We start from the raw sequence: 17,587 nt of genomic DNA, 5'->3' as shown, positions 1-17,587 counted from the left end.
ATGTCCGGCGCCGGGCGTCGTTTGCCGTTGCAGGCTTCGCTGGCCTGGGCGTGGTGTGTTGGGCCTGTCCCGTTGGCTATGCCTCGCGGCCCTCGATGGCTCCTTGGCGTATCGCCCTCAGGAGAGAGGTGAGGGAGGCGGTCCGCAGGGTGAGGTTGATGGCCGGTTCGTCGGATTCACGTAGGTGCGTCGAGTCGTCCGGCGCGGTGGCGAGTTCGACGCAGTTGCTTCCCTCGCTGCTGAAGGACGACTTCTGCCAGGTGAGGGTGACCATGTGGGCTCCTTCTGGTCGCCTATGCCCTGTGGTTTTCGAGATTTCCTCGGCGTATCTCTCCCAAGAGGGAACCGAGCGCGGTGGCTCGTAGCGTGACGATGACGGCTGGGTCGTCGGATTCGCGGAGGTGCAGTGTGCTGTCCGGGGCGGTGGCGAGTTCGAGGCAGTTGTTTCCCTCGCTGCTGTAGGACGACTTCTGCCAGTGGAGGGCGGTCACGTCGTTGCCTTTCAGAGGTCGCGGATGATCGTGTGGATCAGGTCGCGTGAAGCGGCCTCCTTTAGGGCTACCGCTTCGAAGTAGGTCATGAAGGTGCGGTACTTCTCCAACTGGAGGTCCGCATGCAGGAATACGGATCCATGTTCGGCGTCGAGCTGCACGGTGTCCAGGCGGGGGACCGGACCTGTCCTCACCCGCTACCGCGTCCACGCCGCCGTTCTCGACAACGTCCAGCTCGTCGTCTCGGAGCTGGTGACCAACTCCCTCGCCTGCACACGTGATTCCGTCGCCGTGCGCCTTGCCCGCACCCAGACCGGGCTCCGCCTCAGTGTCTGGGACAGCAGTCCGCAGCTGCCGCCGTCGCCCCTCGGTATCAGTGACGTCGACTCCGAGCGCGGGCGCGGCCTCTGGCTCCTTCGCAGCTGCGCCGACGACTGGGGGCACTACGTCCTCGTCAACGGGCGCCGCTCCATCGGCGGCAAGGAGATCTGGGCGGAGTGGCGGGCCCCGTACACATAGCTCGCGAAGCGCTCGGTCGCCGACGCGCGTGGGCCCACGCCTCGGAAGGCGCGGGCCCACAGCAACGTACGACCGACCAAGGTACGACCGACCAAGGTACGACCGACCAAGGTACGACCGGCCAAGAACTCAGAAGCGACGCGTGATCAGCGACAGCCCGCTCGCACGCGCTCTGACCTGCTCAACCGCCGGGCTGAGTTTGCGCGGCCCGCCCTGCAGTCAAGACCTCCGTCACGTCGAGCGTCACCTTGGCGCCGATCGAGTCGGGGAGGGTGAGGAGTTGGCCGGGAGCGTGGACCTGGTGCGTTGCGTACTCGTCGCCCGACGGGTTGGTGAGGGCGTGGAGGCGCTGGTGCTTGCGGTCGACGATGACGTAGACCGGGAGCTCGGCGGCGGCGTATGCCGCGACCTTCGCGCGGAGGTCGTTCTGGTAGTTGGTGGAGGTGACTTCGAGAACCAGACGGAAGGCGATGGGGTCGTAGCAGTTGTTCTCGATGAGGTGTTCTTCGAAGTCGGCGTCGACCACGGCGAGGTCGGGGATCGCGTAGTCCTCGGTGCCGGTGGGAAGCCAGAGACCGATGCCCTGGAGCACCTTGCTCTCGACCCCGTGGAGACCGGCGCCGAGGAAGGGGACCATCAGGTCGGTCAGGGCGCGGGCATGTGCGCCGTCGGGGGGCGGGGTCACGGTGATCTGACCTCCGATGATCTCGACGCGGTGGCCCGGGTTGCGGTCCATGAGGAGGTTGGCCTCGGCGGTCAGGGACTGCTCGCCATGGGACATGTCGTCATGGGGCCGCTCGGCAGCTGCTGCGGACATCGCGTGCCTCCTGAGGGCTGGTGTCGAGAGCATCATCGTAGGACGGACGTGGGGCCCGAGTCAGGTTCCGACCCGTTCACCGGTACGGGTGAGGTCCCCCCGCCCCCGCCGGTACGTGCGAAGGCCCCACCCCCGGCAGACCGGGAACGGGGCCCTCAGCAACGCTACGTACGACCGACCAAGAAGAAATCAGAAGCGGCGCGTGATCAGCGCCCGCTTCACTTCCTGGATCGCCTTCGTGACCTCGATGCCACGCGGGCACGCGTCCGTGCAGTTGAACGTCGTGCGGCAGCGCCACACGCCGTCCTTGTCGTTCAGGATCTCCAGGCGCTGCTCGCCCGCCTCGTCACGCGAGTCGAAGATGAAGCGGTGGGCGTTCACGATCGCCGCGGGGCCGAAGTACTGGCCGTCGTTCCAGAAGACCGGGCACGACGACGTGCACGCCGCGCACAGGATGCACTTCGTGGTGTCGTCGAAGCGCTCGCGGTCCTCCGGGGACTGGAGGCGTTCACGCGTCGGCTCATTGCCCGTCGTCACCAGGAACGGCATGACGTCGCGGTATGCCTGGAAGAACGGGTCCATGTCGACGATCAGGTCCTTCAGGACCGTCAGGCCCTTGATCGCCTCGACCGTGATCGGCTTGGAGGGGTTCAAGTCCTTGATCAGGGTCTTGCAGGCCAGGCGGTTGCGGCCGTTGATGCGCATGGCATCCGAGCCGCAGATGCCGTGGGCGCAGGAGCGGCGGAAGGTCAGCGACCCGTCGAGCTCCCACTTGATCTTGTGGAGGGCGTCGAGGACACGCTCCTTGGGGTCGATCTCCACCTGGAAGTCTTCCCAGGTCGCGTCCGCCGAGACCTCGGGGTTGAAGCGGCGGATGCGGAAGGTGGCCGTGATGTACGGGGAGTCGGCGAAGCCGGCCTCGGGCTTGGCGTCTTCCTTGTCGAGGGTCGGGGTTGCCATCAGTACTTACGCTCCATCGGCTGGTAGCGGGTCTGCACGACCGGCTTGTAGTCGAGCCGGATCGACTCGGCGCCGTCGTCGCCTACCTCGCGGTACGCCATGGTGTGGCGCATGAAGTTGACGTCGTCGCGGTTCGGGAAGTCCTCGCGGTAGTGACCGCCGCGCGACTCCTTGCGGGCCAGGGCAGACTGCGCCATGACCTCGGCCAGGTCGAGCAGGTTGCCCAGCTCGATGGCCTCAAGAAGGTCGGTGTTGAAGCGACGGCCCTTGTCCTGGATCGAGACGTTGAGGTAGCGCTCGCGGAGCTCCGCGACCTTCTCCACCGCCGTCTTGATCGTCTGCTCCGTGCGGAACACCATGACGTTGGCGTCCATGGTCTCCTGCAGCTCCTTGCGGAGCTCGGCGACGCGCTCGTTGCCCGTGGCGCCGCGCAGGCGCTCGACCTGGGCGACGACGAGCTCCTCGGCGTTCTCCGGGAGTTCGATGAAATCGTTCTTCGCCGAGTACTCCGCAGCGGCGACGCCCGCGCGCTTGCCGAAGACGTTGATGTCCAGGAGCGAGTTGGTGCCGAGGCGGTTGGCGCCGTGCACCGACACGCAGGCCACCTCGCCCGCCGCGTACAGGCCCGGAACGACCGTGGTGTTGTCCGCGAGGACCTCACCCTGGACGTTCGTCGGGATGCCGCCCATGGCGTAGTGCGCGGTCGGCTGGATCGGGATCGGGTCCGTGTAGGGCTCGATGCCGAGGTACGTGCGCGCGAACTCCGTGATGTCCGGGAGCTTGGCGTCCAGCTGCTCCGGCGGGAGGTGCGTGAGGTCGAGGTAGACGTGGTCGCCCTCGGGACCGCAGCCGCGGCCCTCACGGATCTCCGTGTAGATGGAGCGCGAGACGACGTCACGTGACGCGAGGTCCTTCATGACCGGCGCGTACTTCTCCATGAAGCGCTCGCCGTCCTTGTTACGGAGGATGCCGCCCTCACCACGGGCGCCTTCCGTAAGAAGGATGCCCATGCGCCAGATGCCGGTCGGGTGGAACTGGAAGAACTCCATGTCCTCCAGCGGCAGGCCACGGCGGTAGCACGCCGCCTGGCCGTCACCCGTGAGCGTGTGCGCGTTCGACGTCACCTTGAAGAACTTGCCGGTGCCGCCCGACGCGTAGACCACGGACTTCGCCTGGAAGAGGTGGATCTCGCCGGTCGCCAGTTCGTAGGCGACGACGCCCGCGCTCTTCTTGACGCCGTCGACCTCCACGAGGAGCTGGTCGAGGACGTAGAACTCGTTGAAGAACTCCACGCCCTCCTTGATGCAGTTCTGGTACAGCGTCTGGAGGATCATGTGGCCGGTGCGGTCGCCCGAGTAGCAGGCACGGCGGACAGGAGCCTCGCCGTGGTTGCGGGAGTGACCGCCGAAACGGCGCTGGTCGATCTCACCCTTGGGCGTACGGCCGAACGGCAGGCCCATCTTCTCCAGGTCGAGGACCGCGTCGATGGCCTCCTTCGCCAGGATCTCGGCGGCGTCCTGGTCGACCAGGTAGTCGCCGCCCTTGATCGTGTCGAAGGTGTGCCACTCCCAGTTGTCCTCTTCCACGTTGGCGAGCGCCGCGGCCATGCCGCCCTGCGCCGCGCCCGTGTGGGAGCGAGTGGGGTAGAGCTTCGTCAGGACCGCGGTCCGGCTGCGCTTCGTCGACTCGATGGCCGCGCGCATGCCCGCGCCGCCGGCGCCGACGATGACAGTGTCGTACTTGTGAATCTTCACTGGGTTCGCCTCGGCTTTAGCGGATGTTCGGGTCGAAGGTGAAGATCACCAGCGTGCCCAGAAGGATGGTGAACACCGTGGCGGTGTACAGCAGGCCCTTGAGCCACAGGCGCGTGTTGGCGCGCTCCGCGTAGTCGTTGATGACCGTGCGCAGGCCGTTGGCCCCGTGCAGCATCGCGAGCCACAGCATCAGCAGGTCCCAGACCTGCCAGAACGGCGAGGCCCAGCGACCGGCGACGAAAGCGAAGCCGATCTTGCTCACGCCACCGTCGAGCACCAGCTGGATCAGCAGGTGGCCCAGGACCAGGACGACCAGGACGACGCCGGACAGGCGCATGAAGAGCCATGCGGCCATCTCGAAGTTGCCGCGGGTCGAGCGCGGGGTCTTGGAGGTGCGCTTGCGCGGGGCCTCGATGAGGGGGGCCGGGTTGTCGGCGTCGTAGAGCGAGGCGCCTTCGACGGGACCCACTCCGGACACTCCGGACTTCTCGAGCGTGGTGTCTGTGTCGGACATGTCTGGCGTCAGCTCCCGAAGACTTCGCGGACGGCGTGGCCGAGGACCGGGTAGAGCGCCCCGACCATCAGGACGACCCAGATGCCCACGACGGTCCAGAGCATCTGCTTCTGGAAGCGCGGGCCCTTCGACCAGAAGTCGACGGCGATGACACGCAGGCCGTTCAGGGCGTGGAAGAGGATGGCGGCGACCAGGCCGTACTCAAGGAGTGCGACGAGGGGCGTCTTGTAGGTGCTGACGACATCGTCGTACGCCTCCGGAGAGACGCGGACGAGAGCGGTGTCCAGCACATGCACGAACAGGAAGAAGAAGATGAGGACGCCGGTGACTCGGTGAGCCACCCAGGACCACATTCCTTCCCGGCCGCGGTACAGCGTTCCAGCCGGCACGGCAGAACCCTCCGGGAGCGGGGATTGGGGCCAGCCGGCTTGGGTGGTCGGACGGGCCCGGCCGGGTACGGTCCACCGGCCGCTCGTCATCGTATCGACGAGTTGTCGGTTCGTTCGCGCGGGGTAGCCAGGTGTGATCAAACAGGCAATCAAACAGCCACGTACGGGCTATTCAGGTCGTGCACCAGCCGGGTGAGTCGCCCGCGTGCGAGCTTCCTCAATTCCTCGGCCGCCAGGACCCTCTCTTCCTCCGGATCGCCCGCGAGCCGGCCCCTGATTCCGGCGAGCAGATGGTTCAGGGCCTGGGTCGGCGGGACGTCGTCCAGGCAGATCACGAAGACGTGACCGAAGCGGCTCTCGTACGCGGCGTGCGCGGCCCGCAGAGCGGTGTGGGCGGCGGTGTAAGTGCCCTGCCGGGGCAGCACGGGGCGCAGAGGTTCGCAGGCCAGAGCCTCGGCGAGGTCCGCGAGCGGGAGGTCGTACGCCGCTTCGTCGGACGCGGCGAGCAGGGCGTCCAGGTCGGGGTACGGCCGGTGGGCGACAAGGCGGCGGGCCCACAGATGGCTGCCGCAACAGGTGAGCAGCGCGGCTTCGGCCGCGCCGGGCTCAGCGTTGTTCAGCTGCTCGGGCGTGCTCTCGGGGTTGCTTGTCGAACGGTGCGGGGACAGCGGGGGCTCCTGGGCAGGGGGCATCGGAGAGGGAGAAGTGGGGGATTTTGTCGTCACGCTAGCGAGGTGTGGTGGCGGCTGTCGGACGGATGCGTGAATTTCACCCGGATGGGAGAGTTTCGCTTCGCGTTGTGGACGGGGTGGCCGCGGGCCCCGCTTTACCGTGGGCGGATGTTGGCTCTGACCGCTGATGTCCTCGGCGAACGCCCACCCGTCGGCCCCGCAGCGTATTGCCCCGCACAGGGCGGTAACCAGTGATGCCCGGCCGCATCGCCCTCGCCGCGGCGGGAGCCGTGGCCGCCGGGGCCGTCGCCCTGACCGTGGCCGTCTGGCCGGACGGGGACGGCGGGGACGGGGCGCCCTCGGCCGGCGCGTCGCCGCCCTCCCACAGCAAGTCCGCCGCCTCCCCGACCCCCTCGAAGTCGTACGCCCTGTCCAAAGCCCCTGCCACCATCCCCGCCGTACGCGAGCACACCGCGGCGCGCGGTCCCGGCTGGAAGCCGAAGGACGGCGGGCGTGTCGTCGTCGGTGACGACGACCTCGCCGACGAGGGCAAGCTGCTCGCCGGGGAGCTGAAGCTCGCGTACGCCGGTGACGCCGAGCCGCGCAAGGGCGACGTGGAGCTCGCGCTCACGCCGGAGAAGGCCGACGCGTCCGAGGGGAGGGACGAGTCGTACACCCTCTCCGTGAAGGGGCAGCGGGTGAAGATCAGCGCCCCTGCCGAAGCGGGCGTCTTCTACGGGACGCGCACCCTGAAGCAGGAGGTGCGCGGCGACCGGACCGCGCCCGAAGGCGTCGTACGCGACCGTCCCGCCAAGCCCCGGCGCGGATTCATGATCGACATCGCGCGCAAGCACTTCGACGCGGAGTGGATCGAGGACCGCGTCCGGGAGCTCGGCGACCTCAAGTACAACGAGCTCGGCCTGCACTTCTCCGACGACCAGGCCTTCCGTATCGAGTCGAAGTCGCACCCCGAGATCGTCTCGCGCGACCACCTCAGCAAGGCGCAGGTCCGCCGCATCCTCAAGCTCGCGGCGAGCCGCCACATCACCGTCGTGCCCGAGATCGACTCGCCGGGCCACCTCGGCACGGTCATCGCAGCGCACCCCTCGCTCCAGCTCCGCGACACCCGTGGCGTCGCCGCGCGCGGCGCGGTCGACATCTCCAAGCCGCAGGCCGCGGAGATCGTCGACGACCTCCTGGAGGAGTACGCGGACCTCTTCCCCGGCCGCTACTGGCATCTGGGCGCCGACGAGTACCAAGCCCTCACGGTCGACAACCCGGAGGCCAGCTACCCGCAGCTGGCCGCCGCCGCCCGCGAGAAGTACGGGTCCGACGCCCGCGTCCAGGACCTGGCGACCGGCTGGCTCAACGACCGTGCCGAGACCATGCGCCCCTACGAGCGCGGGCTCAGGGCCTGGAACGACGGGTTCTTCCCCGGCGGTGTGGAGAAGGCCGACGACGATCTCGAAGTCGCGTACTGGACGGGCAAGGAGATCGGGGCGAGGGAGCCGGTCGAGTATCTGAAGGAGGGCCGGAAGGTCATCAACTACAACGACGAGTACCTCTACTACGTCCTCGGCCAGCCCAACACCTTCCGCTACCCCACCGGGCAGCGGATCTACGAGCAGTGGACCCCGCTGGTGATCCGCGGGACGAAGCCGGTGAACGCGAAGTACGACGACCAGATCCTCGGCGGCACCTTCGCCGTCTGGTGCGACCTCGCCGGTTCGCAGACGCAGGAGCAGGTGGCCAAGGGGGTCCGGATGCCGCTGCGGGCGACGGTCCAGAAGCTGTGGGACGCACGCAAACCGGGTCTGTCCTGGGGAGAATTCGTGAAGCTGGCCGACCAGGTGGGATAAGTTCCGGAGGCCGCCGACGCCCTGGGGAGGGACGTGGGCGGCCTCTGTCGTCCTGTCCGTTGTCTTGTTCCGGCGTCTTGCCGGTGTCTTGTCCCGGTGAACCCGTGGGGGGTTGCTCAGCCATGCTGTGCACGCAATGTCAGTTCAATACCGCGACCACAGCGGACGGCCTCTGCGGCATCTGCGTCTCGGCGGCCGCACACGCGCAGCCCGCGCCCGCGCCTCGCCCCGGGTACGCGTCCAACGGGAGCTTTGCCTACCTCCGCTCGCCGGTCGCACTCGCCCGGGCGACCGTCGCGCTGCTCGTCGGCGTCATCGCCGCCGACCTGTACTCGCTGTGGGCGGGCACGGTCGTCCAGGGCGTGATGGACGACCTGATGAGCCTGGACCGCGGGGTGGGCTACGGGGTGGTGGGCGGCGGAACGGATCTGGTGCGGGAGGCCGAGCGGGCCGACACGCTGTACAGCGTCTCCGGCTGGCTGCAGACCGCCGCGCTCGTGGCCACCTGCGTCGTTTTCCTCTGCTGGTTCTACCGCGTCCGCGTGAACGCCGAGGTGTTCGAGCCGCACATCCACAGCAAGACCCGCGGCTGGACGGTGGGCAGCTGGTTCGTGCCCGTCGTGAACCTGTGGTTCCCGCGGCGGATCGCGTTGGACATCTGGGACGCGAGCGGCGACCGCTCCGTGGCCCTTGACCGCACGATGACCCTCGGCGACGCGTCGGCGCGCGCCACGCACCCGCTCGTCAACGGCTGGTGGACGCTGTGGGTGGCGAGCCTTGTCGTCGGGCGGTGGGCGTCGTCGGGGTACTGGGCCGCGGAGGAGGCCGACGAGATCGACGCGGCGATCTCCCGGATGATGCTCGCGGACGTCCTGGACATCGCGGCCGCGGTGATGGCGATCCTCTTCGTACGCCGCCTGACGCGGATGCAGGACGCGAAGGCGAGGTCCACTCCGACTGAGGGGTTCGGCCTGACGGGTTCTGCCTGACGGGTTCGGCCTGACGGGTTCGGCCCGAGAGGTTCCGTCTGAGAGGTCCGCGAGATCCGTTTTCGGCTTTTTGCTGGCGAACTTGCTTACGTCTGTGGTGTATTCGCCCAAAGCCGACCGAAGCCGTACACGGGGAGACGCGAGCATGGGCTACTGGGGTTACTACGTCGTGGGCAGGAGCGAGCGGCCGCTCGTGGAGCTCGCGGCGGTGGCGGGGGTGCGGGACGAGCTCAGCCTCCTCGTGCAGCGCGACGACGGCTGGCAGGTGTGGGAGGTGCCGGGCGGCGACGGCGCGCGTGACGTCGGCAACATGAACACCCTCGCCCTGGAGACAGGTTCGCCCGCCCTCTTCGGCTACGTCATGGACAGCGACTGCGTGGTCGTCGAGGCGGCCGCCCCGGAGAGCGGCGCGTGGAGCACCTGCCTGGCCCGCGAGGCGATGACCGGATACCTCGGCGACGACGGCCTGAGCCTGGACGACTACTTCCTGGAGCCGCGCGACGCGGCGGACCGGGCGGTGACGTGGGCGGCGGAGTCGGGCAGGACGGTGGGAGCGGGGCCGCTCCTTGACGTGCTGAACGCCTCGGCGGAGCCGTCCGCCGAGGAGCTCTTCTTCCGCTTCCTCGACCGGCTCGGCGTGGTGCCGCAGTGACGTTCCTGGGGGACCGAACGCAGAAGGGGACGAGCACTGTCCGCAACGGGAGGCGTACACCATGGGTGGCCCGAGTCTGGTCGAGCTGATGGCCGAAGCCGACGAGAGGGGTCTGGCGGCGAGCGGGCTCGCCTGCCTCGACCGCTGCGTACCGCTTCTCGGCGGCGGCGGCGGTGACGACGTGCTGCGCCCGCTGTGGGCGAGTCTCGCTGAGGGCAGGGCCTGGGACGTGGCGCTCGCCGATGCGCGGATGACGCTGGGGGGCGCGGACGTCCTGGAGGACTCCTCCGCGGACGAGGCCATCACCCTCGCCTACCGCATGCTCGGCGCCGTGCCCTCCACGCGGTCCGCCGCCGAGCTGCGGGAGTGGGCCGACGCCTGCTCCGTCGCCGCGCTGCAGATCCACCGGCTGCTCGACACCGCCCTTGACGGCGGTGCCAGGCCGTTGCCCGTGAGTGCGAGGCGTGAGGGGCGTACGGAGGGGATGTCACCGCTGGTCGCCGCCGAGTTGCGGCGCCAGGTGCGCATCCTGGAGCTGCTCGCCAACCAGGGCGCGGGCGCCGGGGGGCTTCGGCAGGCGTTTGACGTGTCCACCGAGGGGCGGCGTGTCCTGCGGGCCGTGGTCTCGCGCCGGGAGCGGGGTTCGCGGGTCTAGCGGGGTTCGCGCCTAGCGGCCCGCGGTCGGTGTGGGCGGAGAGCGAAATGCGCGGGCCGTTGCAGTGCGACGGCCCGCGCATTTATGTGGTGCGGCGGAGGGTTACGGCGTCAGGGTCTGGCCCAGGTGCGCTCCCGCCGGAGTGCCCAGCTGCGTACGGCCGTAGTAGGCCCCGCCCGTCGTCGAGACGCCGGACGCGCCGCTGTCCAGCTGGAGGATCGTGCCGTTGCCCTCGTCCTCGCCGTCCACGCCGATGGCGAGGTCCGCGCGGCCGAAGCCCGACAGGTCCGCGAGCATGACCGAGGAGCCAAGACGGTCCGCGGACTCCGTGGAGCCCGTGATGCCCTCCGTGTCCTGGCTGAACGCCTGCGCGCCCGTGCCCGTCAGGCCCGACGACGTGCCCTTCAGGAGGAGTGACGTGCCCGCGTCCTGCTTCGACTTGCCGTCACGCGTGATGTCCTCGTTCGGGGCTCCCGCCAGGACGTCCGCGTAACCGTCCAGGTTGAAGTCGCCCGCCGAGACCGACCAGCCCATCGCGTCGCCCGACTCGGCGGCTCCCGGGACTCCGGACGTGTCCTGGTGGACCGTCTTCATGCCGGTGGTCGTGAAGCCCGTGGACGTGCCCGGGACCACGGTCACCTGGCCGCCCGCGAAGGCCTTGGACTCGGCCGTGTACGGCTGGCCTATGACCAGGTCGTCGTAGCCGTTGCCGTTCACATCGCCCACGGCAAGGGAACGGCCGCCCTTGACCGAGAGCGAACCGACCCTGCTCAGGCCCGATTTGGTGCCCTTGAACCACTGGACGCGGCCGATCCCCGACTGGTCGCGGTAGTTCAGGGCCACGTCCGCGTAGCCGTCACGGTTGAAGTCGCCGGACGCGGCATCGGCGTACGAGATGGCCGTGTCGCCCGACGTCAGGGTGCCGCCCACCTCGTTGCCCGACTTGAAACGAGCCGCCCATGTGCCGCCGGTGCCGGTGGACGCCGCGAAGACGTCCGCCTTGCCGTCCGCGTTGAAGTCGCCGACCGCCACGGCCGAGCCGAACTTGGCGCCCGGGTAGTGGAAGTCGTCCGCCAGCTGCATGTCCGTGCCGGTGGTGAAGTCCGGGCCGTAGAGCATCGTGACCGCGCCGCGGTCCTTGTTCGTGGTGTCGTCCTCGCCGGGGGCGCCGATCGCCAGGTCCGCGTAACCGTCGCCGTTGATGTCGCCCCAGGCCGTGGCCGCCGCCCAGTTGTCGCCCGCCTCGGAGGCGCCGGGGACGCCGGGGCTCGACTGGGTGAGGGTCTTCTTCGAACCGCTCACCGGGCCGTCGAGGCCGCCGGGGACGACCGTCAGGCTGCCCACGCCGCCCGACGCCTTGGGCGTGCCCGCCACCAGGTCCGTGATGCCGTCGCGGTTGAAGTCGGACGTGGGGATGGCCGAGTTGCGGGCCGCGCTCGACGCGTAGCGGCGTATCTCACCGAGCTTGGAGTACAGGTTCTTGCCGGGGCACGCCGTCGCGAAGCCGTCCCGGTGGCCCGAGACCGTGTTGAGGGAGGGAGTGTCGCCCTTCTTCCACACGCCCGTGTCGTCGGCCGCCGTCAGCGTGACCTTGCCCGAAGGGTTGCCCTCGTACTGGCCGAGCTTCCAGGCCGCGACGCGGGAGACCGACTGGAGGGCGGCGCGGGTCGGCTTGCCCGCCTTCTTGTACGTCTCGCCCGTGGCCGGGGACTCGTTGCCCTCGAAGTCGCCGAGTACCGCGATGCCCGTGGAATCGCCGTTGAAGCCGTACGTGTGCGCGCCGCGCACCGGCAGATCGGTGCCGCCGCCGCGGCCCTCGAAGATCTGGCCGCACTTGTCCACGAGGAAGTTGTAGCCGAGGTCGTTCCAGCCCTCGGTCTCCACGTGGTACGTCATGATGCCGCGGACCAGGGCCGTCGACTGGGCGCAGCTGTAGTCGTTCGTGCCGACCGTGTGGTGGACGAAGACCGCCTTGACCTTGTCTATGTACTCCGGCGGGTCCTTGACCTGCGACTCGTCGGCGCCCCAGGCGACCCTGCTGATGACGGGCGGCTTGGTGACCGTGGACGGCGGAGCCGTCGGAACCGCGGGCTCCGGGGGCTCTGTGGACTCCGCGGGCTCTGTGGGCTCTGAGGGCTCCGCGGGCTCTGAGGTCTCCGCGGGATCGCTCGGCTCGGGGTCCGTCGGGGCCGGTGGTTCGGTCTCATCGGCCGCGAACGCCACCGGTGTCATCGCCGAACCGTCGAGCGCCGGGTTCTTCGCCTCCTTGGACGTCACACCCGGGTCCACGAGGTTGACCTCAAGTCCCTTCGGCAGCACGTCACTTGAGGTGCCGTCCGCCGCGACCACGCGGACCTCCACGCCGTCCGACGGGCCGACCCACAACGGCTCGGACGCGGCACGCATGCCCGCCTCGGCCTTCTCGGGCGGATGCAGCTCCAGGTCCAGGTTCTGCCAGCCGGTCCACTTGTCGCTCTCGATGGCGCGCGTACGGACCTGAGCCGTGCCCTCAAGCTCCTTCGTGACGCCGGTCCACGAGACGCCGAGCAGCGAGAACTGCTCCGTCGACGTGCGCGGCAGCTCCCGCTCCTTGGCGCCGTCGGCCTTGAGCGCGATGTCGTGCACGCTCACCGGGCGCTTGCCGCGTGAGGCATCGCCCGGCTGATCGCCGGTCGCGGGATCCGCCATCGCGTACGTGACGGCCCCCGCGCCGCCAAGGACGACGGCCCCGATCGTCAGCCACGCCCTGCGCTTGAGACTCAGCGGTCTGTACGCGTGCGAGCTTCGCGCTGATTCGCGCGGTTTGCGCGGGCTCAAATGCCCCACCCCTTAGCGGAATTGCCGGTTGGCCGAGTTGGCCGAAGCGAGAGCGTACGACTGCCCGAAGGATCAAAGGGTTGTACGTGGGTGAGTGAAATGTGACGTGACGTATCCCGCACCCCGGGGGTGTGACAGGTGGACAGAGCATTGCGCTGGGTCACCTGACAGCTGTGAACGAGGAGCGTGGGTGGGGACTGTGGGGTCTGTGGGTTTTGTGGTGGGGAAGAGACGCCGGTGGGTGCGGGGGGTTGCCTGCCTTCTCGTGATGGGGGCGCTCGCGTCCTGCGGTGGGGAAGGGAAGGTGTACGAGGGTCTGGTCGAACGGACGCCGGCGGAACCGGCGAAGCCAGCCGACGAGGTGCGGGGCGAGCGGCTCTCCGGGGAGGCCATGGAGCTGCTCAAGAACGCCGACACCTTGCGCCTCAGCGCCGAGATCACCGGCCCCGGCAAGCATCAGAAGATCTCTGTGCACATGGACCGTCACAACAAATGCACGGGGACGTTCGAAGACGGGCCCGCCAAGAGCGGCGACATCCTCATGGTCAGCGCCAAAGAGGCCTACTTCCGGTTCTCGGACGAGGCGCTCGCAGCGATGCGTGCCGCCGGTGAGGCGAGCGGCCGCCCGGAGGCCGCGGCCACGGCCAGGGAGCGTACGGCGCTCGCGCGCGGCAAGTACATGAGGATCCCGACGGAGCGCCGGGCGCCGGGCGGGGCCTCGCCTACGCAGATGTGCGATCTGGGCACGGCGCTCGGCGACCTTGACGGCGGCTCGCTCACCGATCTGAGCGGGACGCGGGCGCTGCCGGAGCGGCAGTGGCACGGGCGGCGGGTGACGCCGCTCGAAGAGAAGGGCGGCGGAGAGGACATGACCGTTTACCTGGCGACGGGCGACAAGCCGTACCTCGTCGGCATGACGCAGACGAAGGACGGCGTCCACATGGACATGCAGATGTCCGACTACGACAAGCCGGTCGTCGCGCGGGCCCCCGACCCGTCCTTGGTCCTCGACCTCGAAGCGATCGGCATGGGCGGCGGCTCCCTGTTCGAGGTCTGAGGCCTCTTCCGAGCTCTGAGGGGACTCTGAGGACCATCCGGGCCTGTGACATTTCTGTGAGCCGTGGCGCAGCTCAGCGTGGGGGCATGGACACGGTGAGCTGTGCCGCATCGGTACGGATGGGAAAGCGTGGGTCGAGGAGGGGAAACCCGTCGAGCGCAGGCGGGGGACGAGGAGCTGGGCGCCGCGGTCGCGCGGGCGCAGGAGGGTGACGAGTCGGCTTTCGCGGTCGCGTACCGCCTGGTGCAGCCGGGGCTCGTCGGCTACCTGCGGGGCCTGGTCGGGCACGACGGCGAGATCGCCGAGGACGTCGCCGCCGAGGCCTGGCTGGAGATCGCCCGCGATCTGGGGCGGTTCCGCGGCGACGGCGAGGGGTTCCGCGGCTGGACGGCGACCATCGCGCGCCACCGGGCCCTCGACCATCTGCGGCGCCAGAAGGTCAGGCCGCGCCCGTCCGCCCTTGAGCAGGACATGCTCGAACTCCCCGGACCGCACAGCACGTCGGAGCAAGCGCTCGAATTGATCTCCACGGAGGAGGCCCTCGCGCTGATCGCGAAGCTGCCGCACGACCAGGCGGAGGCGGTGCTGCTGCGAGTCGTCGTCGGCCTGGACGCCCCGGCGGCGGCACGGGTGCTCGGCAAACGCCCCGGGGCGGTGCGTACCGCCGCCTACCGGGGTCTCAAGCGGCTCGCCGAGCGGTTGGGCGATACCCGGGGTGTGACGGATGACGGCCCCGGTCCGCTTGGAGAGTCGAGATGACCGGGGAGTCAGGATGGACGTGAACGAGCGCGTGGACGCTCTGCTCGGCGAGGCGGTGCGTTCCGTCGCCGTCGACGCCGAGGCACAGCGCCGTGCGGTCGCCGCGTTCCGCTCCGCGCGGGACGAGGGCATCCACCGTGCACGCACCCGACGCCGCGACGACTGGCGCCCCCGCCTACGACGCAGCGCACTGGGCTCGCTGCGAGCAGCGGCGGGCACAATCCTGACGAGCGCACTCCTGAGCAGAACCGAGGGCCGAAAGGCAGCACCCCAAAGGGCCGCGCCCCCCGCAGACTGAGAACCGAAGATCAGCGCCGCCAAAGGGGCGCGAGGAACGGCGCGCTCAACCACAGAGCACCCGCAGAGCAAGAACCGAAGACCAGCGCCCCAAAGGGGTGCGAGGAACGGCGCGCCCAGCCACAGCCCACCCGCAGGGACACCGCACCCGCAGGGACAGCCCACCCGCAGAAGAAGAGAAGAGCGGCGGCACCAAGACCCACAGCCAGGCCCCGCCAAGGTGAGCGGCCGGGGTCGCCACCCCCCACAGGAGAGACCCCGGCCGTCACACGGCACGGACCGCGTGCGGCCCGTATTCCCTTCAGCGCCGCGCGTGCGTTTTCTGTCACACCGCGTTCTGTCACGCGCTAGTTGCGCGTTGTACCAAACATGGACGTGAGCCCACTTCAGCCCGTAGCGTGCTGCTTCGCGCCAGGCTCTGCGGGGGCATGACCGCAACCGGTGTAGGCGCATAGGGAGAAGTTGTGCTGGGGGACGACGCGGAACTGACCGCCGCGGTGCTTGCGGCGCAGGACGGGAACGAGACCGCGTTCCGGACTGTGTACCGCGCCGTGCACCCGCGGCTGCTGGGCTACGTGCGGACGCTGGTCGGAGACCCGGACGCGGAGGACGTCGCGTCCGAGGCCTGGCTGCAGATAGCCCGTGACCTGGACCGTTTCAGCGGCGACGCCGACCGGTTCCGCGGCTGGGCCGCGCGCATAGCGCGCAACCGGGCGCTCGACCACATACGCATGCGGGGCCGCCGCCCGGCGATAGGCGGCGACGAGACCGAGCTCACCGGAAAGCCGGGTGACGCGGACACCGCGGGCGAGGCGATCGAGTCCCTCGCCACCGGCGACGCCCTCGCCCTGATAGCCCAGCTCCCGCAGGACCAGGCGGAAGCCGTCGTGCTCCGGGTGGTCGTCGGCCTGGACGCCAAGAGTGCTGCCCAGACCCTCGGCAAGCGCCCCGGCGCGGTCCGTACCGCCGCGCACCGGGGCCTGAAGCGGCTCGCGGAACTGCTCGGCGCGGACGACCCGCCCAGCGAGGGCGCGCTCGACGCCGTACCGCCTCAGAGGGAGCGGCGAGGGCACCCGGTGTCACCTGCAAGTGTGACGCATTCGCGTGTCCGGGCGCAGAAGGACATGTGATGGCCGACGAGGAGTACAGGTGGCTGGACCGCGACGCGGCGGAGCGTTTGCTGAGCGGTGAGCCCATCGACGGCGCCGACCATCACACGCAGGAGCAGGCCGCACGACTGGCCAAGGCCCTCGCCGCGCTGGCAGCGGACGACCGCGCAGGCTCTGTCGTACCCGCCGACATTTCTGCCGAACTCCCTGGTGAAGCAGCCGCGCTTGCCGCGTTCCGGGAGGCTCGCGGCCCTGAGACACGGGCGACGTCTACGCGCGTGGGAGCGGGCGAGACGGTGCATATCGGGCGCCAGGCCGAGTCGCCGCGCCCCGCACCCTGGGCCCGCCCCATTCGCTACGGCCTCGCCGCCGTCCTCGCCGGCTGCATGATCGGCGGGGTCGCCGTGGCAGCGGGCACGGGCGTGCTCCCCTCGCCGTTCGGTCACCGGGACACGCCGGGCCCCGCGGCCTCCGCCTCGTCCGTCGCCTCGCCCGAACCGCTCGCGTCCCCGCCCAGTGATGCGAGCAGCTCCCCGGACGTGGAGCCCGACGACGTGACCACAAGCCCGGAAGGCCCATCGAGCGAACCCGGCACCAGCGCGCCGCCGCCGGACACCGAGAAATCCGAGGGCGCTTCCAAGGGCGGCGCGGACACCACGAAGCCAGGATCGGGCGACCCGCAGCACAAGGACGAGGCCAAGGGCTGGTACCGCAAGGTGGTCGTCGCCTGCCGTGACTACCGCAGCGGAAAGCTCCAGGGCGAGAAGAGGCGCCGTCTTGAGGAAGCCGCCAAGGGATCCCAGCGGGTGACCGAGTTCTGCGGCCGCGTCCTGTACGGATCGGGCAGCGACCGCGAGCACAACGGCGGAGGCGGCTACGGCGGCAACGCCGGCAGTGGCAGTGGCGGCAATGACGACGACGGCGACAACGACGGCGACAGCGGCGACGGCGACGGATCGAACGGCGGCGGCAACGACCACTGGGGCAACGGCGGAGGCACCCTCGTCCCGCCGGTGGACGCCCCTTCGGTGCCGCACCCGGCACCCCCTGCCTCCCCCACTCCCACCGGCTCGTACAGCGCGCAGCCCGCACTCCCGGGCAACGCGTCCTAGCCGGTCACGGCCTGTCCTGGCTGGGTGTGACGTTTTTTGAAGCAGCGACGCAGTAAGAAGTGAGCCGACTGGTCATCGGCCCGCGCACGAGCCAGGGGTTCCCCCCGTACCTTTGGCTCCGTGCCACCAGCGTGGGCGGGAGACGTTCCCCCGATCCCGCCCACGC

20 protein-coding genes are annotated in these 17,587 nt (G+C 69.7%); 10 read left to right on the top strand and 10 right to left on the bottom strand.

The genetic code is table 11. The features are described from left to right. Positions 1 to 76: 76 nt before the first annotated feature. The 3 genes from ACFQ7F_RS09680 to ACFQ7F_RS09670 are packed head-to-tail and all read right to left on the bottom strand — an operon-like array spanning position 77 to position 652. A complete protein-coding gene (locus tag ACFQ7F_RS09680) occupies positions 77 to 274 on the bottom strand; it encodes a DUF397 domain-containing protein (protein ID WP_383268675.1) in 198 nt (65 codons plus the stop codon). Between the two features lie 19 nt (positions 275 to 293). Beyond that, positions 294 to 491, bottom strand: a complete 198-nt coding sequence (locus tag ACFQ7F_RS09675; RefSeq protein WP_383268673.1) for a DUF397 domain-containing protein — start codon at positions 489 to 491, stop codon at positions 294 to 296. 11 nt (positions 492 to 502) lie between these two features. After that, a complete protein-coding gene (locus tag ACFQ7F_RS09670) occupies positions 503 to 652 on the bottom strand; it encodes a hypothetical protein (RefSeq protein WP_383268671.1) in 150 nt (49 codons plus the stop codon). A gap of 1 nt (position 653) precedes the next feature. Here ACFQ7F_RS09670 and ACFQ7F_RS09665 point away from each other — a divergent pair, with 1 nt between their 5' ends. Next, positions 654 to 1,010: an ATP-binding protein gene (locus ACFQ7F_RS09665; protein WP_383268668.1), complete on the top strand. Its 357-nt coding sequence runs from the start codon at positions 654 to 656 to the stop codon at positions 1,008 to 1,010. Between the two features lie 181 nt (positions 1,011 to 1,191). On the opposite strand, the gene ACFQ7F_RS09660 is transcribed toward ACFQ7F_RS09665, so the two are convergent. The 6 genes from ACFQ7F_RS09660 to ACFQ7F_RS09635 all read right to left on the bottom strand — a co-directional run bounded on the left by ACFQ7F_RS09660 (position 1,192) and on the right by ACFQ7F_RS09635 (position 6,136). Continuing rightward, a complete protein-coding gene (locus ACFQ7F_RS09660) occupies positions 1,192 to 1,827 on the bottom strand; it encodes a Uma2 family endonuclease (protein ID WP_383268665.1) in 636 nt (211 codons plus the stop codon). Positions 1,828 to 2,016: 189 nt separating this feature from the next. After that, a complete protein-coding gene (locus ACFQ7F_RS09655; RefSeq protein WP_383268662.1) occupies positions 2,017 to 2,787 on the bottom strand; it encodes a succinate dehydrogenase iron-sulfur subunit in 771 nt (256 codons plus the stop codon). Continuing rightward, entirely contained in the window at positions 2,787 to 4,541 is a 1,755-nt protein-coding gene (gene sdhA, locus ACFQ7F_RS09650) for a succinate dehydrogenase flavoprotein subunit (protein WP_383268659.1), read from the bottom strand. The genes ACFQ7F_RS09655 and sdhA overlap by 1 nt, the downstream gene beginning before the upstream one ends. A 16-nt stretch (positions 4,542 to 4,557) precedes the next feature. Then, entirely contained in the window at positions 4,558 to 5,055 is a 498-nt protein-coding gene (locus ACFQ7F_RS09645; RefSeq protein WP_383268656.1) for a succinate dehydrogenase hydrophobic membrane anchor subunit, read from the bottom strand. Positions 5,056 to 5,063: 8 nt separating this feature from the next. Further along, positions 5,064 to 5,444 carry a succinate dehydrogenase, cytochrome b556 subunit gene (sdhC, locus tag ACFQ7F_RS09640; RefSeq protein ID WP_283779093.1) on the bottom strand — a complete coding sequence of 127 codons (381 nt, stop codon included), beginning with the start codon at positions 5,442 to 5,444 and terminating at the stop codon, positions 5,064 to 5,066. A gap of 149 nt (positions 5,445 to 5,593) precedes the next feature. After that, entirely contained in the window at positions 5,594 to 6,136 is a 543-nt protein-coding gene (locus tag ACFQ7F_RS09635; RefSeq protein WP_383268654.1) for a 2-oxo-4-hydroxy-4-carboxy-5-ureidoimidazoline decarboxylase, read from the bottom strand. 233 nt (positions 6,137 to 6,369) lie between these two features. On the opposite strand from ACFQ7F_RS09635, the gene ACFQ7F_RS09630 reads away from it, so the two are divergent. The 4 genes from ACFQ7F_RS09630 to ACFQ7F_RS09615 all read left to right on the top strand — a co-directional run bounded on the left by ACFQ7F_RS09630 (position 6,370) and on the right by ACFQ7F_RS09615 (position 10,270). Beyond that, entirely contained in the window at positions 6,370 to 7,974 is a 1,605-nt protein-coding gene (locus tag ACFQ7F_RS09630; protein ID WP_383268651.1) for a glycoside hydrolase family 20 protein, read from the top strand. Between the two features lie 122 nt (positions 7,975 to 8,096). Further along, positions 8,097 to 8,963 carry a DUF4328 domain-containing protein gene (locus tag ACFQ7F_RS09625; protein WP_383268648.1) on the top strand — a complete coding sequence of 289 codons (867 nt, stop codon included), beginning with the start codon at positions 8,097 to 8,099 and terminating at the stop codon, positions 8,961 to 8,963. Positions 8,964 to 9,108: 145 nt separating this feature from the next. Beyond that, complete coding sequence (locus tag ACFQ7F_RS09620) at positions 9,109 to 9,615, top strand: hypothetical protein (RefSeq protein ID WP_383268646.1); 507 nt, start codon at positions 9,109 to 9,111, stop codon at positions 9,613 to 9,615. A gap of 61 nt (positions 9,616 to 9,676) precedes the next feature. Beyond that, the gene (locus ACFQ7F_RS09615) at positions 9,677 to 10,270 is read left to right on the top strand and encodes a hypothetical protein (RefSeq protein WP_383268644.1); all 594 of its coding nucleotides are present in this window, start codon (positions 9,677 to 9,679) and stop codon (positions 10,268 to 10,270) included. Between the two features lie 102 nt (positions 10,271 to 10,372). Here the strand turns inward: ACFQ7F_RS09615 and ACFQ7F_RS09610 are convergent, their stop codons facing one another. Continuing rightward, a complete protein-coding gene (locus tag ACFQ7F_RS09610; RefSeq protein ID WP_383268641.1) occupies positions 10,373 to 13,096 on the bottom strand; it encodes an FG-GAP-like repeat-containing protein in 2,724 nt (907 codons plus the stop codon). 295 nt (positions 13,097 to 13,391) lie between these two features. On the opposite strand from ACFQ7F_RS09610, the gene ACFQ7F_RS09605 reads away from it, so the two are divergent. The 5 genes from ACFQ7F_RS09605 (at position 13,392) to ACFQ7F_RS09585 (ending at position 17,421) form a co-directional block, all read left to right on the top strand. Further along, positions 13,392 to 14,144: a hypothetical protein gene (locus tag ACFQ7F_RS09605; protein ID WP_383268639.1), complete on the top strand. Its 753-nt coding sequence runs from the start codon at positions 13,392 to 13,394 to the stop codon at positions 14,142 to 14,144. 129 nt (positions 14,145 to 14,273) lie between these two features. Then, positions 14,274 to 14,903, top strand: a complete 630-nt coding sequence (locus ACFQ7F_RS09600; protein WP_383268636.1) for an RNA polymerase sigma factor — start codon at positions 14,274 to 14,276, stop codon at positions 14,901 to 14,903. 13 nt (positions 14,904 to 14,916) lie between these two features. Next, positions 14,917 to 15,201: a hypothetical protein gene (locus tag ACFQ7F_RS09595; protein ID WP_383268633.1), complete on the top strand. Its 285-nt coding sequence runs from the start codon at positions 14,917 to 14,919 to the stop codon at positions 15,199 to 15,201. Between the two features lie 463 nt (positions 15,202 to 15,664). Beyond that, positions 15,665 to 16,330 (top strand): RNA polymerase sigma factor, encoded by a 666-nt coding sequence (locus tag ACFQ7F_RS09590; protein ID WP_383268631.1) that lies wholly within the window; start codon positions 15,665 to 15,667, stop codon positions 16,328 to 16,330. Further along, the gene (locus ACFQ7F_RS09585; protein WP_383268628.1) at positions 16,330 to 17,421 is read left to right on the top strand and encodes a hypothetical protein; all 1,092 of its coding nucleotides are present in this window, start codon (positions 16,330 to 16,332) and stop codon (positions 17,419 to 17,421) included. The genes ACFQ7F_RS09590 and ACFQ7F_RS09585 overlap by 1 nt, the downstream gene beginning before the upstream one ends. Positions 17,422 to 17,587: the final 166 nt, after the last annotated feature.

Source organism: Streptomyces sp. NPDC056486 (assembly GCF_042795295.1).
GTDB lineage: Bacteria > Actinomycetota > Actinomycetes > Streptomycetales > Streptomycetaceae > Streptomyces.
Note: the sequence above shows the minus strand (reverse complement) of the source record. Positions and strands in the feature narration are given on the sequence as shown.

Coding starts and splice junctions, on each gene's coding strand:
- ACFQ7F_RS09655 (WP_383268662.1), bottom strand. CDS start 2,787: ATGGCAACCCCGACCCTCGACAAGGAAGACGCCAAGCCCGAGGCCGGC.
- ACFQ7F_RS09645 (WP_383268656.1), bottom strand. CDS start 5,055: ATGTCCGACACAGACACCACGCTCGAGAAGTCCGGAGTGTCCGGAGTG.
- ACFQ7F_RS09660 (WP_383268665.1), bottom strand. CDS start 1,827: ATGTCCGCAGCAGCTGCCGAGCGGCCCCATGACGACATGTCCCATGGC.
- ACFQ7F_RS09585 (WP_383268628.1), top strand. CDS start 16,330: ATGGCCGACGAGGAGTACAGGTGGCTGGACCGCGACGCGGCGGAGCGT.
- ACFQ7F_RS09615 (WP_383268644.1), top strand. CDS start 9,677: ATGGGTGGCCCGAGTCTGGTCGAGCTGATGGCCGAAGCCGACGAGAGG.
- ACFQ7F_RS09620 (WP_383268646.1), top strand. CDS start 9,109: ATGGGCTACTGGGGTTACTACGTCGTGGGCAGGAGCGAGCGGCCGCTC.
- ACFQ7F_RS09680 (WP_383268675.1), bottom strand. CDS start 274: ATGGTCACCCTCACCTGGCAGAAGTCGTCCTTCAGCAGCGAGGGAAGC.
- ACFQ7F_RS09595 (WP_383268633.1), top strand. CDS start 14,917: ATGGACGTGAACGAGCGCGTGGACGCTCTGCTCGGCGAGGCGGTGCGT.
- ACFQ7F_RS09625 (WP_383268648.1), top strand. CDS start 8,097: ATGCTGTGCACGCAATGTCAGTTCAATACCGCGACCACAGCGGACGGC.
- ACFQ7F_RS09635 (WP_383268654.1), bottom strand. CDS start 6,136: ATGCCCCCTGCCCAGGAGCCCCCGCTGTCCCCGCACCGTTCGACAAGC.
- ACFQ7F_RS09630 (WP_383268651.1), top strand. CDS start 6,370: ATGCCCGGCCGCATCGCCCTCGCCGCGGCGGGAGCCGTGGCCGCCGGG.